14 protein-coding genes are annotated in these 14,110 nt (G+C 57.6%); 8 read left to right on the top strand and 6 right to left on the bottom strand.

The genetic code is table 11. The annotated features are described in order from the left end of the window. The first annotated feature begins 77 nt into the window (after nucleotides 1-77). The gene (locus ACJ8M3_RS07895) at nucleotides 78-761 is read left to right on the top strand and encodes a helix-turn-helix transcriptional regulator (protein ID WP_226773005.1); all 684 of its coding nucleotides are present in this window, start codon (nucleotides 78-80) and stop codon (nucleotides 759-761) included. A gap of 1 nt (nucleotide 762) precedes the next feature. Here the strand turns inward: ACJ8M3_RS07895 and ACJ8M3_RS07890 are convergent, their stop codons facing one another. Then, complete coding sequence (locus ACJ8M3_RS07890) at nucleotides 763-1,263, bottom strand: winged helix-turn-helix transcriptional regulator (protein ID WP_069100075.1); 501 nt, start codon at nucleotides 1,261-1,263, stop codon at nucleotides 763-765. A 155-nt stretch (nucleotides 1,264-1,418) separates the two neighbouring features. Between ACJ8M3_RS07890 and ACJ8M3_RS07885 the strand changes: the two genes are divergently transcribed. Then, nucleotides 1,419-1,853 carry a tautomerase family protein gene (locus ACJ8M3_RS07885; protein WP_046686890.1) on the top strand — a complete coding sequence of 145 codons (435 nt, stop codon included), beginning with the start codon at nucleotides 1,419-1,421 and terminating at the stop codon, nucleotides 1,851-1,853. Nucleotides 1,854-1,941: 88 nt separating this feature from the next. Here the strand turns inward: ACJ8M3_RS07885 and ychF are convergent, their stop codons facing one another. After that, nucleotides 1,942-3,033: a redox-regulated ATPase YchF gene (gene ychF / locus ACJ8M3_RS07880; protein ID WP_025302489.1), complete on the bottom strand. Its 1,092-nt coding sequence runs from the start codon at nucleotides 3,031-3,033 to the stop codon at nucleotides 1,942-1,944. Between the two features lie 334 nt (nucleotides 3,034-3,367). Between ychF and ACJ8M3_RS07875 the strand changes: the two genes are divergently transcribed. After that, nucleotides 3,368-4,897: a SulP family inorganic anion transporter gene (locus ACJ8M3_RS07875; protein ID WP_089196948.1), complete on the top strand. Its 1,530-nt coding sequence runs from the start codon at nucleotides 3,368-3,370 to the stop codon at nucleotides 4,895-4,897. A gap of 37 nt (nucleotides 4,898-4,934) precedes the next feature. On the opposite strand, the gene pth is transcribed toward ACJ8M3_RS07875, so the two are convergent. Then, nucleotides 4,935-5,525 (bottom strand): aminoacyl-tRNA hydrolase, encoded by a 591-nt coding sequence (gene pth / locus ACJ8M3_RS07870; RefSeq protein WP_033652046.1) that lies wholly within the window; start codon nucleotides 5,523-5,525, stop codon nucleotides 4,935-4,937. 301 nt (nucleotides 5,526-5,826) lie between these two features. Here pth and ychH point away from each other — a divergent pair, with 301 nt between their 5' ends. Continuing rightward, a complete protein-coding gene (ychH, locus tag ACJ8M3_RS07865) occupies nucleotides 5,827-6,105 on the top strand; it encodes a stress-induced protein YchH (RefSeq protein ID WP_033642754.1) in 279 nt (92 codons plus the stop codon). 185 nt (nucleotides 6,106-6,290) lie between these two features. On the opposite strand, the gene prs is transcribed toward ychH, so the two are convergent. The 3 genes from prs to lolB form a co-directional block, all read right to left on the bottom strand. Continuing rightward, complete coding sequence (gene prs / locus ACJ8M3_RS07860) at nucleotides 6,291-7,238, bottom strand: ribose-phosphate diphosphokinase (RefSeq protein WP_004941061.1); 948 nt, start codon at nucleotides 7,236-7,238, stop codon at nucleotides 6,291-6,293. 174 nt (nucleotides 7,239-7,412) lie between these two features. Then, nucleotides 7,413-8,279, bottom strand: a complete 867-nt coding sequence (ispE, locus tag ACJ8M3_RS07855; RefSeq protein ID WP_089196949.1) for a 4-(cytidine 5'-diphospho)-2-C-methyl-D-erythritol kinase — start codon at nucleotides 8,277-8,279, stop codon at nucleotides 7,413-7,415. Further along, nucleotides 8,276-8,899 (bottom strand): lipoprotein insertase outer membrane protein LolB, encoded by a 624-nt coding sequence (lolB, locus tag ACJ8M3_RS07850; protein ID WP_025302493.1) that lies wholly within the window; start codon nucleotides 8,897-8,899, stop codon nucleotides 8,276-8,278. Before lolB ends, ispE begins: the two co-directional genes overlap by 4 nt. A 462-nt stretch (nucleotides 8,900-9,361) precedes the next feature. On the opposite strand from lolB, the gene ACJ8M3_RS07845 reads away from it, so the two are divergent. The 4 genes from ACJ8M3_RS07845 to prmC all read left to right on the top strand — a co-directional run bounded on the left by ACJ8M3_RS07845 (nucleotide 9,362) and on the right by prmC (nucleotide 14,074). Further along, nucleotides 9,362-10,534 carry an acyltransferase family protein gene (locus ACJ8M3_RS07845; protein ID WP_158524118.1) on the top strand — a complete coding sequence of 391 codons (1,173 nt, stop codon included), beginning with the start codon at nucleotides 9,362-9,364 and terminating at the stop codon, nucleotides 10,532-10,534. Nucleotides 10,535-10,861: 327 nt separating this feature from the next. Further along, nucleotides 10,862-12,124 carry a glutamyl-tRNA reductase gene (hemA, locus tag ACJ8M3_RS07840; RefSeq protein WP_019454778.1) on the top strand — a complete coding sequence of 421 codons (1,263 nt, stop codon included), beginning with the start codon at nucleotides 10,862-10,864 and terminating at the stop codon, nucleotides 12,122-12,124. Nucleotides 12,125-12,155: 31 nt separating this feature from the next. Continuing rightward, a complete protein-coding gene (gene prfA / locus ACJ8M3_RS07835; RefSeq protein ID WP_033642756.1) occupies nucleotides 12,156-13,241 on the top strand; it encodes a peptide chain release factor 1 in 1,086 nt (361 codons plus the stop codon). Beyond that, on the top strand, nucleotides 13,241-14,074 hold the full coding sequence (prmC, locus tag ACJ8M3_RS07830; protein ID WP_089196951.1) for a peptide chain release factor N(5)-glutamine methyltransferase: 834 nt from the start codon (nucleotides 13,241-13,243) through the stop codon (nucleotides 14,072-14,074). The genes prfA and prmC overlap by 1 nt, the downstream gene beginning before the upstream one ends. Nucleotides 14,075-14,110: the final 36 nt, after the last annotated feature.

Raw genomic sequence — 14,110 nt, 5'->3', positions numbered from 1 at the left:
TGAAACATTCATGCCTTTTTTGCGTATTAATCAAAGCGCTGGCTGTTGCGTGATTATTTGAAAAACATGTTATCAAGATGTTTTATATCGGTGTGCTTTGCAGGCGAATTACCCCAAAAAAGAGCAGCGACAAGCCGCCTGAGGTGTGGAAGCATACTTTTACGCTGATAAGGAGAATTAAAGTGAGAGTGATTTATATCGACGGTTCACCGCTGTGCCGTTTGGGGATGAAAACATTATTGGGAGAAGGAGTGATAACCTTATCCTCGCCTAATATTAATATTATTAAAAATATAAGCCCTGCGCCTGATTTAATTATCATGGATTTTCCCCATGAAATTTATCGGTTCGAAGCGTATTTGCGATTTATTCACGCCTCACGTGCTGAATATGAAGGCGTCCGGATACTGTTCTTCGTCGATAAGACTTCGCCGCTGATCCTGGCGTTTATCGCGGCGGCGCAGCCGGATGCGATTTTGCACAAACGGGAAGCGCTACAGGTGGTGCGGGAGACCTGCGCGGCGCTGAGTCGCCGGGAAAAGGCGGGCGAACGGCGCGCGCTGAACAGGCATCGGGCGGCGGCGATCACGCCCGGTGAGGCGGCGGTGCTGTGTGAAACGGCCCGTACGGAAGATATCCGCCTGACCGCGCGGCGGCTGAATTTGCACCCGAAAACCGTTTATTCGCACCTCAACAATGCAGGCAAGAAGTTCGGCATCCGCAATCGGGTGGAATTGCTGAAGATGATTGCGCTGCTGTAGATCACAACGAACGGGCTTGGCCGACGGCCAGCCGCCATTGCGTCATTTCGTCGGCGCCCGGCCCGGCCGCCAGCGCGAGGTTTTGCGCCGGCAGCGATTCGCCGGTCACGGCATCCACCGCGCGCAGGGTGGCAGGGTGGCCGGTTACGCGGTCAACCACGCGCAGCGGCGGCCCGGCCAGCTCGGACAGATTCCATTTGTCGCCAATCTGAATCATCGCCATCACCAGCAGCCCGAGATCTTTTCCTTTCTCCGTCGGCAGATACTCATAACGAGCGGGGCGCGTTTGGTATTGCCGCTTTTCGATAAGGCCGTGGCTTTCCAGGGCCTTGAGCCGGTCGGCCAGCGTATTGTTGGTGATGCCGGTCGAGTGGCGCAGATCGTCATAGCGCGAGAGCCCCAGCAGCAGATCGCGCATGAGAATAGCGCCCCAGCGATCGCCCAATGCCGACAGCACGTGCGCCACCGAGCACGTCATGCCTTCAAACCCTTTTGCTTTCACGTTGCTTTACCTCCGCTTGCCGCCTGATTGCCGAGAATGTTATCGCCTCGGCTTGATAACTTCAATAATTGGAGTTATTACTCTTATTATTGGAGTTTATCATTAACAGCGGCTGATGGCCTGAACGCCGGCCGGAAACCCTAGGAGACAACGCGATGCCACTGTGGCAGATTTACCACCCTGAGCCGGCCTTCAGCGCCGCCGATAAACGCGCGATTGCGCAGAAGGTCACCGCCCTGTACCAGGACTTTTTGCCGCGCTTTTACGTCAACGTGTTCTTCCACGCGCTGCCGCCAGGTTCGGCCTATCTCGGCGGCGAACCGGCCGATGATTTCGTGCGGGTGACCATCGACCATATCGCGCGCGCCATGGACAACGACGCAGAGCAGCAGCAATTCCTGGCGGCCTGCACCCGCATCTTGCACCCCTACATCGCCGCCCGCGGGCAGCGCTGGGAACTGCACGTCGACGAAACGCCGTTCTCGCTGTGGACGATTGACGGATTGAAACCGCCGGCGCCGGGGACGGCGGCGGGGGAGAGGTGGCGCAAGGAGAACCGGCCTTCGGCGTGGGAGGGGGAAATAGGGTGAGACTGGGGATACTCAGGACAAAAAAATCCACGCCGAAGCGTGGATTTTTCCGTTTCCGGCAGCGGAGAAAAGCGCTGCGGAGAGAGGCTTAGACGTTGAACAAGAAGTTCATTACGTCGCCGTCTTTGACGATGTAGTCTTTACCTTCGGAGCGCATTTTGCCGGCTTCTTTGGCGCCTTGCTCACCTTTGTAAGTGATGAAGTCGTCATAGGAGATAGTTTGGGCGCGGATAAAGCCTTTCTCGAAGTCGGTGTGGATCTTGCCGGCCGCCTGCGGGGCGGTGGCGCCCACCGGGATGGTCCAGGCGCGCACTTCTTTCACGCCGGCGGTGAAGTAGGTTTGCAGGTTCAGCAGTTCATAACCGGCGCGGATCACGCGGTTCAGGCCCGGCTCTTCCAGGCCCAGTTCGGCCATGAACTCGTCGCGCTCTTCGTCTTCCAGCTCGGCGATGTCGGATTCCACGGCGGCGCACACGGCAACCACCACGGAGCCTTCGGCGTCGGCGATTTTACGCACGGTGTCCAGGTACGGGTTGTTCTCGAAGCCGTCTTCGTTGACGTTGGCGATGTACATGGTCGGCTTCAGCGTCAGGAAGCTCAGGTATTTGATCGCCGCCTTGTCTTCATCGGTCAGATCCAGTGCGCGCAGCATGCCGGCGTTTTCCAGGTGCGGCAGGCATTTCTCCAGCGCCGCCAGCTCGGCCTTGGCGTCTTTGTCGCCGCCTTTGGCTTTCTTTTGCACGCGGTGGATAGCGCGCTCGCAGGTGTCCAGGTCGGACAGCGCCAGCTCGGTGTTGATCACGTCGATGTCTTCGGCCGGATCGACCTTGTTGTTGACGTGGATGATGTTGTCGTTTTCAAAGCAGCGCACTACGTGGCCGATGGCTTCGGTTTCACGGATGTTGGTCAGGAACTGGTTGCCCAGGCCTTCACCCTTGGACGCGCCTTTCACCAGGCCGGCGATGTCGACGAATTCCATGGTGGTCGGCAGAATGCGTTGCGGCTTGACGATCTCGGCCAGCTTATCCAGACGCGGATCGGGCATCGGCACCACACCGGTGTTCGGTTCAATGGTGCAGAACGGGAAGTTGGCTGCTTCAATGCCCGCTTTGGTCAACGCGTTGAACAGGGTGGATTTGCCTACGTTAGGCAGGCCGACGATACCGCATTTGAATCCCATGTTGTAATCACCTTAAATATCTTAACTATCAGCTGGTTAGGTTTAACCGGCTGCATAAAGGGCAAAATAATGCCGCCATTATACACGTAATGGGCGTTTATCTCGATCAGACTTGCTTGGCCGGGGCGAGTGCCGTGCGGGCGACCGGTTTTTGATTGAGATTTGGATCACATTTACCCATACTGGCCGTTCCGATTAACCGACAGGAAACGCGCCGGATGTATTTCTTGCCTACGCCACCCTGAGCTGTGCCCGCCTGCAGTCTGCCGCGCCTTGCGGTACCCCATACCCGCTACGCGGGGAGATGATGTCATCTGTCATAAGTGAATAATGCATGTTTAACCTGAGTAACGTCAGGATCGCGGACGTTAAAAATGAAGTCCTGGCGGGCTTTGTGGTGGCGGTTTCGATGATCCCCGAGGCGGTCGGCTTTTCGCTGGTCGCCGGTCTTTCGCCGATCGTCGGTTTGCATACCGCGTTTATTATCGGCCTGGTCACGGCGCTGTTCGGCGGCAAGCCGGGCATGGTTTCCGGCGCCGCAGGTTCCATTGTGGTGGTGCTGATGAGCCTGGCGGCGCAGTACGGCATGGGTTACGTGCTGTGGGCCACGCTGTTTGCCGGGGGGATCCAAATCCTGATCGGCGCCTTCCGGCTGGGCAAGTTCATTCGTCTGGTGCCGCTGCCGGCGATCCACGGCTTCGTCAACGGCCTGGCGATCGTCATCATGCTGGCGCAACTGAAGATGATCGCCGGGCAGGGGCCGCTGATGTACGGCCTGGTAGCGCTGGCGATTGCGGTGGTGGTGCTGTTCCCGCGCCTGACCAAAGCCATTCCGTCTTCGCTGGCGGCGCTGCTGGTGGTCTCGGCATTGGCGATCGGCCTCAACCTGCACACGCTGCGGGTGGGCGATCTGGCGGACATTTCCGGCGCGCTGCCGCACTTCAGTTTGCCGACGGCGCCGTTTACCCTGGAGATGGTGCGGGTGGTGTTGCCCTATGCGGTGGTGATTGCCTTGGTCGGTTTGATCGAATCGCTGTTGACCATGACGGTGCTGGATGAAATGGGCGGCAAGAAGGGGAACGGTAACCGCGAAAGCATCGCGCAGGGCGCCGGTAACGCGGTATGCGGCCTGTTCGGCTGCTTCGCCGGCTGCGCGATGATCGGCCAGTCGATCATCAACTTCACCTCGGGCGGGCGCGGGCGCCTCTCCGGCACGGTGGGTGCCATCCTGCTGATTTTGTTCGTGGTCAGCCTGTCGCGCTATATCGGCCTGCTACCAGTGGCGGCGTTGGCCGGGGTGATGCTGGTGGTGTGTTACAACACCTTCGAATGGAGCTCGCTGCGCCGTTTGCGCCGTATGCCGAAGGCAGACGCGCTGGTGATGGTCGCCGTCACGTTGATCACCATCTTTACCGATCTGGCGGTGGCGGTAATCAGCGGGGTGATTATCTCGGCGCTGGTGTTCGCCTGGCAGCAGGCGCGCATCCGCGTGCGCCAGCGGCAGGTGACGGGCGACGTGGCGGTGTATCGGCTCGATGGCCCGCTGTTCTTCGGCTCTGCCGCGGCTTTCGCCGAGCTGTTCGAGCCGCAAAGCGATCCGCAGAACGTGGTGCTGGATTTTGCCGGCACGCGAGTGATGGATTCCAGCGGCGTAGAGGCGATAGATAAGCTGACGGCGCGTTACCTGGCGGCGGGAAAAAGCATTCGGCTGCGCCACCTGAGCGGTGACTGCGTGCGCCTGCTCAAGCGCGCCGGGCCGTTTTGCAGCCATGAGCTGGACGATCCGCAGTATTACGTGGCGGAAGAGGGATTCGCCGCCGATGACCGCCGCGTGAGCGAGGAGACCTTCAACCCACGCGGCTAGACGCCAGCAGCGGGCAGGGCGCCCGCTGCGGCAAGGTTCAGGCCTGCGCCTTGAAACTGTGCAGGCGCTGAACGGTTTTTTCCAGCCCGTCCTTCATCAGCATCTCGGTGCAGCGCAGCGATTCGTCGATCGCTTCGTCGATCATCTTCTGCTCGCCGGCCGGCGGCTTGCCGAGCACGAAGCCCACCACCTTGTTCTTGTCGCCCGGATGGCCGATGCCGATGCGCAGGCGATAGAAGTTCGGGTTGTTGCCGAACTTGTTTTGGATGTCTTTCAGGCCGTTGTGGCCGCCGTTGCCGCCGCCGAGCTTGATTTTGGCTACGCCGGGCGGCAGATCCAGCTCGTCGTGCGCCACCAGGATCTCGCTTGGTTCGATGCGGTAGAAGTTGGCCATCGCCAGCACCGCTTTGCCGCTCAGGTTCATGAAGGTGGTCGGCACCAGCAGGCGCACGTCGTTGCCCGCCAGGTTCAAACGGGCGGTATAACCGAAGAACTTGCTCTCTTCTTTCAACTGCTGATTGTGGCGCTGGGCCAGCAGATCGACGTACCAGGCGCCGGCGTTGTGGCGCGTCTGGGCGTATTCCGCGCCCGGGTTAGCCAGGCCGACTATCAATTTAATACTGCTCACTGAGTGATTCGCTATGATCAGGGTAATGGAAAGGGAGTTAGTCTACCTGTCGGGGCGGCGAATGACAAAATCCGATCTCCGCCGTCGTCGCAGGTAACAAAGACGAATGATTCATTAGCTGAATAATTCAATTTGTCCGCTAATTTTCAGCCGTGTGTTAAGAAGTGTCAATAATTCTTTACCATTTGTGATCGCCTCCGCAATCCCCTTGCCGCAGCAAGGGCTATACTTAACTTATCAAAGTGGGTTAACAAGTTGCAGCGTTATCCCGGTTGGCACATGGCAATCATGGAGGTGGCATATGAAACGTAGAAACGCGGACAGAATGGGCAACTTTTTTATGGGGCTGGGCCTGGTCGTGATGATCGGCGGCGTCGGATACTCCATTCTTGCTGAAGTATCGCAGTTCAATTTACCGCAATTTTTCGCCCACGGCGCCATCATGAGCATCTTCGTCGGCGCGCTGTTGTGGCTGGTGGGCGCGCGTATCGGCGGCCGCGAGCAGGTAGCGGATCGCTACTGGTGGGTAAAACACTTTGATAAACGGTGCCGCAACGATCAACATCGTTCGTCGCATTGATTAAAAAAGCAGAAGGGAAGCAAGAGCGGGGCAAGGGAACATCTGCCGTGCATTAAGGTTTGAGGTCATGTCGGACTACAAGTAGAAAACCCGTTGTTGCTCGCGCACCAACGGGTTTTTCTTTTTCTGCTGTCGGGCTCGCTATCTTTCCGGCGCAGTGGGCGCCGCACCGGAAAGACGACGAATCAATGCTCGAACATCGCAGAGATCGACTCTTCGTTGCTGATGCGGCGGATGGCTTCAGCCAGCATGCCGGACAGGGTCAGAGTGCGAACGTTTTTCAGTGCCTTGATTTCCGGCGACAGCGGAATGGTGTCGCAGACGATCACTTCATCAATCACCGAGTTCTTGATGTTGTCCACGGCGTTGCCGGAGAAGATCGGGTGCGTCGCGTAGGCGAATACGCGCTTGGCACCGCGTTCTTTCAACGCTTCAGCCGCTTTACACAAGGTGCCGCCGGTGTCGATCATGTCGTCGACCAGCACGCAATCGCGGCCTGCCACGTCACCGATGATGTGCATCACCTGAGAAACGTTCGCGCGCGGGCGACGTTTGTCGATGATGGCCATATCGGTGTCGTTCAGCAGTTTGGCGATAGCGCGGGCACGCACCACGCCGCCGATATCCGGAGAAACCACGATCGGGTTTTCCAGATTTTGCTGCAGCATGTCTTCCAGCAGGATCGGGCTGCCGAACACGTTGTCTACCGGTACGTCGAAGAAGCCTTGAATCTGCTCAGCATGCAGATCCACCGTCAGAACGCGGTCAACCCCTACGCTGGAGAGGAAATCGGCGACAACCTTGGCGGTGATTGGCACACGCGCGGAACGCACGCGGCGATCCTGGCGGGCATAGCCGAAGTAAGGGATAACGGCGGTAATACGACCTGCGGAGGCGCGACGCAGGGCGTCGACCATCACAACCAGTTCCATCAGGTTGTCGTTGGTCGGGGCACAGGTGGACTGGATGATGAAAATATCACCGCCGCGTACATTTTCGTTGATTTGCACGCTCACTTCGCCGTCGCTAAAACGACCTACAGCGGCGTCACCAAGGCTGGTGTACAAACGGTTGGCAATACGTTGTGCTAGTTCCGGGGTGGCGTTACCAGCAAAAAGCTTCATATCAGGCACGAGAAGAACCTCAGGCTTGCGTCCAGAGAAGATATTGTCATGCGACATCGCCAAGGGGCAGTCGGCGACGCCGGCGCAATATACATACGGGTATGTAAAACTAAAATTGAGACCGCAGGCAGCGCAGGGATAACAGGGCCAGGTGTGCATGACCCTGCGCAGCGAAACGTTGAGCTACGACTCAAACCGCCCGGAACGGATGCGATGTAGTGGGGAGACGTTAACGCCGCGCGCTACAAAACCACACAACCACTCCGGGGCTTGATTTAACACCTGACGGGCGGCGATTTCTGTGTCGAATTCAGCAAACACACAAGCACCTGTGCCAGTCAGGCGTGACGGGGCGTATTCTAACAGCCATGAAAGAAGCTGTTCAACCTCGCGAAAACGTTTTCTTGCGATCGGTTCGCAATCATTTGCGTACGGCGCCTGCAACAGCTCACTTAAGGAGCGAACCGGGGTGTTTCTTTTCAATTCGGCGTCGCCGAAGATAACCGGCGTCGGGATGCCGACGCCGGGATGCGCCACCAGATACCATTTTTCCTGCGGCTCGGCCGGCTGCAGGCGCTCGCCGATGCCTTCGGCGAAGGCGGCGTGGCCGCGCACGAACACCGGCACGTCGGCGCCGAGGCTGAGCCCCAGCTCTGCCAGTTGGTCGTCGCCAAGACCGCAGCGCCACAATTCGTTCAGCGCCACCAGCACGGTGGCGGCGTTGGAGGAACCGCCGCCCAAACCGCCGCCCATCGGCAGGCGTTTGTCGATGCTGATGTCGGCGCCGCGCGGCGCGGTCTGCAGGCCGCGTTCATTGCAATAGCGTTGCAGCAGGCGGGCGGCGCGCACGATCAGGTTCTGCTCGTCCGGCACGCCCTCGACCGGCGTCAGCAGGTGAATGCGGTCGTCCTGGCGTGGGTCGATGGTCAGGGTGTCGCCGTAGTCCAAAAACTGGAACAGCGTCTGCAGCAGGTGATAGCCGTCTTCACGACGGCCGGTGATGTACAGAAACAGGTTGAGTTTCGCGGGGGAGGGCCACTGGCGGATCATTTGAGCGTCCAGTTATCCATCTTCAGCTTGATGCGCTGGTCGCCCTGCTGCAGCTCCAGGCGGTTCGGCAGCGTCGGCTGCACCTCGTTGCTGTAGCCCTGGTAATCCACTTTCCAGGTCTGGCCGCCTTGCTGGTAGGTCAGTTTGCTCAGACGATATTGGTCATCCAGCGCAAAATCGCTGGCTTCGCCCGGCAGGCCGAGCATCCACTGGCGCAGGTTGTTCAGCGGGATCGCCATGCCGGTCAGCTTGCGGATCATCTCTTCCGGGTTGTCGCTGACGTAGCGTTTGCCCTGGTTGTCGGTCAGCTGCACCACGTTTTTCTGCACGTTGAGATCCATTTCCGTGCTGCCCAGCGGGTTGGTCAGCAGCAGGCGGTAGCGCTCCGGCGAGAACTGCTGCCAGAAGAAGCGGGCGTAGACTTTTTTCTGATCAGACAAGTAGGCGAAGGAGCCGCGGGTCTGATAGGTGCTGAGCTGTTGCACCGCCTGCTCATGGGCGCGCCACTGCGGTGAGGTTGGGCTGGTGGCCGGGCCGGTCGGCTTGGTGGTGGTACAGGCGGCCAGCACCAGGCTGGCCAGCGGGATCAGACGGAGCAAACTAACTTTGCGTATTGGCATAACTTTCTCTTGTCCTTTTGTCCTTGCGGGCATGCGCGACGAAACCCGGATTCAGCGCTCACGCTAACGGGGCGGCGGCGACGCGTCAATGTCTACTAAGAATACGTAATGCTGGTGGGATAACGCCAGACCTGTTGTTTAACTTTGATGTTGTTGTTCATTAAAAAGGCTTTTTCCTTGCGATGGTAAGAGAAGAACGTGAACGTTAGGGGAATTCTGAAAAACATACTCTCAATGTTTCCGACGAAGCCTACTGCGATATGATTAAAAAGGAAGAATGTTATGAAGGCAACATTTGCCAACGTTTGTAGCGGTGTCTTTCTAAAACGCTAAGTGGCAGTAATTGCATAGTTTTTGTAAAAAATATCTTTTGAACTCGATGCGGGTATTGGTTAACTGATTGCAAAACACTAAAAAAATGCTACTATTTTCAATCTTTAGCGCATTAATAGAGATTTTTCTGTGAATACTTTACCCACTCAGAAAACTACAAAGCTTAAATGTCTTGATTCTGTCAGAGGCCTTGCCAGTGTGGCTGTTGTGCTTTCCCATTTGTCATTGATTTACTTTGTCTATCTGCATAACTTTATTGGGGAAGATATACCTGAAGGCTTTCCTGTCCAAAAGTTTCTTCATCACTCTATTTTTGGTTTTTTCTACTCTGGGACATCTGCTGTTTTTGTCTTTTTTGTCATGAGTGGGATCGTTTTATCCCGGGGGATTGAAAAAAGAAGTGATGAATATTACTTCATAACATCATTCACAAGATATTTCAGACTGGCAATTCCCGCGACTTTCTCTTGTTTGTTGATGTTTGCTGTCTTGGTTTTCATATCCGGTGATTTCCAACAAATGCCGGGTGTCTCCGATTGGATTGCTCCACTACTAATTGATAATCCCTCTCTGATTGGCGCATTTTCGTATGGGGCTTTCGGTTCATTCATTGGTGGCCCGGTATGGGATGGTAATCTCTATAATCCAGTTTTATGGACCATGAGGATCGAGTTGATTGGCTCTTTGTTTGTATATATGGCCTGCATAATTTTTAAAAGAAGCAAGGTGCTATCTCTTTCGGTGTTTTTGATCGCATCACTTGTAATTTTATCTTTCAATTCTCTCATCGGCTTTGGTATGATTTGTTTTTTTTGTGGCTTTGTTTATTCCGCATTTGACATAAGCTACAAAAACAATTTATTGGGTTTTTTACTTGTTATTGTTGGTCTTTACTTGGCTGGAATCCATAATGACAGTGAAAGCTATCGGTGGTTAACTGTTATTTTAAAGGAACGGTCATATCTGTTTTTTAATTTCGCCTCTGGTATTTTAATTGTTTATGGTGTGCTAATTAGTGCTTTTATTAGTCGGGCTCTGGAAAATAAATGGCTAGTTTATCTGGGCAAACTTTCGTTCCCTATCTACATTATCCATTTCCCTGTCATTATGCTCACAATTTACTTAACCCGTGATCTGGCCACGACGTCTGTTGCCAGCATGTTGACCGTATCGGCCATTTCTCTTGTTGGTACCGTATTGTTAGCGCGCTTTGTCGTACCGGTAGATGATTTTTCCATCAGCTTCTCGAAGCGCGTGTATAACAAAATCACCGGGCTACGGATGGTCAGGAGAACGGAGTAATTCATTGTGCACGTCGAGCCGCTGTGTCGAGGGCTCGACTTCCGTGCCCGGTCGACCGTATTTTTAATCCCGCACGGCGGAGTTTTTAGTTCATAATTTTGCTATGGCATGCCGTTCTGTCTGCGATTCGCGTGGCGTCACCAGCGAGCAGCGAAGGTAAAGCGTTCACTATTTTGACAACATTATGAATTTATTGATTTTCATCGATTGATGTCATCTATGACAGCGATTGAACGGAAGATGCGGTTGTTACTTTTATTGATCCCGCGCATCAAGTAGAATGCCGTTCAACGAGAACCCGTACCAAGATAAGTATTACTCGAAGCAATGACCCTGCTGGCGTTAGGTATAAATCACAAAACCGCTCCGGTTTCTCTGCGTGAAAGGGTGACCTTCTCGCCAGAGTCCATCGATGAGGCGCTAACCAGCTTGCTCCAACAACCGTTGGTGCAGGGCGGCGTCGTGTTGTCTACCTGCAACCGCACCGAGCTGTACCTCAGCGTAGAGCAACAGGAACACATGCACGAGCAGCTGGTCGCCTGGCTGTGCGCGTATCACAACCTGCGCCCGGAAGAGGTGAAGAAAAGCCTGTACTGGCATCAGGGCAACGACGCGGTCAGCCATCTGATGCGGGTGGCCAGCGGGTTGGACTCACTGGTGCTGGGCGAACCGCAGATCCTCGGCCAGGTGAAAAAGGCCTTCGCCGAGTCGCAACGCGGCCAGTCGCTGTCCGGCGAGCTGGAGCGGCTGTTCCAGAAATCCTTCTCCGTCGCCAAGCGCGTGCGCACCGAAACCGAAATCGGCGCCAGCGCGGTCTCCGTGGCTTTCGCCGCCTGTACGCTGGCGCGGCAGATCTTCGAATCGCTGGCCGATCTCAACGTATTGTTGGTGGGCGCCGGTGAAACCATCGAGCTGGTGGCGCGCCACCTGCGCGAACACAAAGTGCGGCACATGATCATCGCCAACCGCACCCGCGAGCGCGCGCAGCTGCTGGCGGACGAGGTCGGCGCTGAGGTGATCACCCTGCCGGAGATCGACGAACGCCTGGCGGACGCCGACATCATCATCAGTTCCACCGCCAGCCCGCTGCCGATCATCGGCAAGGGGATGGTGGAGCGCGCGCTGAAGGCGCGCCGCAACCAGCCGATGCTGCTGGTGGATATCGCCGTACCGCGCGATATCGAGCCGGAGGTCGGCAAACTGGCCAACGCCTATCTGTACAGCGTGGACGATCTGCACGCCATCATTCAAAGCAACCTGGCGCAGCGCAAAGCGGCGGCGGTGCAGGCCGAGTCGATCGTGCAGCAGGAAAGCACCAACTTCATGGCCTGGCTGCGTTCGCAGGGCGCGGTGGAAACCATCCGCGACTACCGTTCGCAGGCCGACCAGATCCGCGCAGAAATGGAGGCCAAAGCGCTGGCCGCCATCGCGCAGGGCGCCAACGTGGAGCAGGTTATTCACGAGCTGGCCCATAAACTGACCAACCGTCTTATTCATGCCCCCACCAAATCCCTCCAGCAGGCCGCCGGCGACGGCGACGTGGAGCGGTTGCAGTTATTACGCGACAGCCTCGGGCTGGATCAGCATTAGTTTTCTCTATTAACAGGGTTTATTACCACGCATGAAGCCTTCTATTGTTGCCAAACTGGAAGCGTTACAAGAGCGCCATGAAGAAGTGCAGGCGCTGCTCGGCGATGCCGGCGTCATCGCCGACCAAGACCGGTTCCGCGCGCTGTCGCGAGAATACGCGCAGCTGACCGACGTCAGCCGCTGCTTCCTGGAATGGCGTCAGGTGCAGGAGGATCTGGAGACGGCGGAAATGATGCTGGACGATCCGGAGATGCGCGAGATGGCGCAGGAAGAGCTGAAACAGGCGCGGGCGAGCAGCGAAGAGCTGGAACAGCAACTGCAGGTGTTGCTGCTGCCGAAAGATCCGGATGATGAGCGCAGCTGCTTCCTCGAAGTGCGCGCCGGCACCGGCGGCGATGAGGCGGCGATCTTCGCCGGCGATCTGTTCCGCATGTACAGCCGTTACGCCGAAAGCCGCCGCTGGCGCGTCGAGGTGATGAGCGCCAACGAAGGCGAGCACGGCGGCTTCAAAGAAGTGATCGCCAAAGTTTCCGGCGACGGCGTGTACGGCCAGCTGAAGTTTGAATCCGGCGGCCATCGCGTGCAGCGCGTGCCGGAAACCGAATCCCAGGGGCGCATCCACACCTCCGCCTGCACCGTGGCGGTGATGCCGGAAGTGCCGGAAGCCGAGCTGCCGGACATCAACCCGGGCGATCTGAAAATCGACACCTTCCGCTCCTCCGGCGCCGGCGGCCAGCACGTTAACACCACCGACTCGGCGATCCGCATTACCCACCTGCCGACCGGCATCGTGGTGGAGTGCCAGGACGAACGTTCACAGCACAAAAACAAAGCCAAGGCGATGTCGGTGCTGGGCGCGCGCATTCGCGCCGCCGAGATGGCCAAGCGCCAGCAGGCCGAGGCGTCCACTCGCCGCAACCTGCTGGGCAGCGGCGATCGTTCCGATCGCAACCGCACCTACAACTTCCCGCAGGGGCGGGTGACCGACCACCGCATCAACCTGACGCTTTACCGCCTGGACGAAGTGATGGAAGGCAAACTGGACATGCTGATCCAGCCGATCGTGCAGGAGTATCAGGCCGATCAGCTGGCTGCGCTGTCCGCCGAGCAAGAGTGATGGACTATCAACACTGGCTGAAAACCGCCGCCGCGCGTTTGACCCACAGCGACAGCGCCCGGCGTGACGCGGAAATTCTGTTGGGTTTCGTGACCGGCAAGGCCAGAACCTTCCTGATGGCGTTCGGCGAAACCACGCTGACGCCGCCGCAGCAACAGCAGCTGGAGACGCTGCTGGCGCGCCGCGAACGCGGTGAACCGGTGGCCTATCTGGTGGGCGAGCGCGAGTTTTGGTCGCTGCCGCTGTCGGTTTCGCCCGCGACGCTGATCCCACGCCCGGATACCGAATGCTTGGTGGAACTGGCGCTGGCGCGCCTGCCGCCGCAACCCTGCCACTTCCTCGATCTCGGCACCGGCACCGGCGCCATCGCGCTGGCGCTGGCCAGCGAGCGCCCGGATTGTTCGGCAATCGGCGTCGATGTGCAGCCGGACGCGGTTGCGCTGGCGCAGCACAATGCGCACAAGCTGAAGATCGACAACGTTCGATTTTTACAGGGCAGCTGGTTTGCGCCCGTGGCCGGGCAACGCTTTGCGCTGATCGCCAGCAATCCGCCCTATATCGACGCCGCCGATCCGCATTTGTCGCAGGGCGACGTGCGCTTCGAGCCGGGCAGCGCGCTGGTGGCCGCCGAGCACGGGCTGGCCGATCTGGCCGCCATCGTGCGCCAGGCGCCGCACTATCTGCAGCCACAGGGCTGGCTGCTGTTGGAACATGGCTGGCAGCAGGGTGAGAGCGTGCGCGCGCTGCTGCAGGCCGCCGGATTTTCCGCTGTCGCCACCCACCGTGATTACGGCGACAACGATCGTGTGACGCTCGGCCAATGGCCGGGATAAGCGCCCCTCATAATAACGACGTCCGGGCCATCTAAG

The sequence above is a fragment of the Serratia sp. CY55921 genome, assembly GCF_052167655.1.
Lineage (GTDB): Bacteria > Pseudomonadota > Gammaproteobacteria > Enterobacterales > Enterobacteriaceae > Serratia > Serratia ureilytica.
The sequence above is the reverse complement of the archived record's forward strand: the minus strand, read 5'-3'. Positions and strand labels throughout refer to the sequence as shown.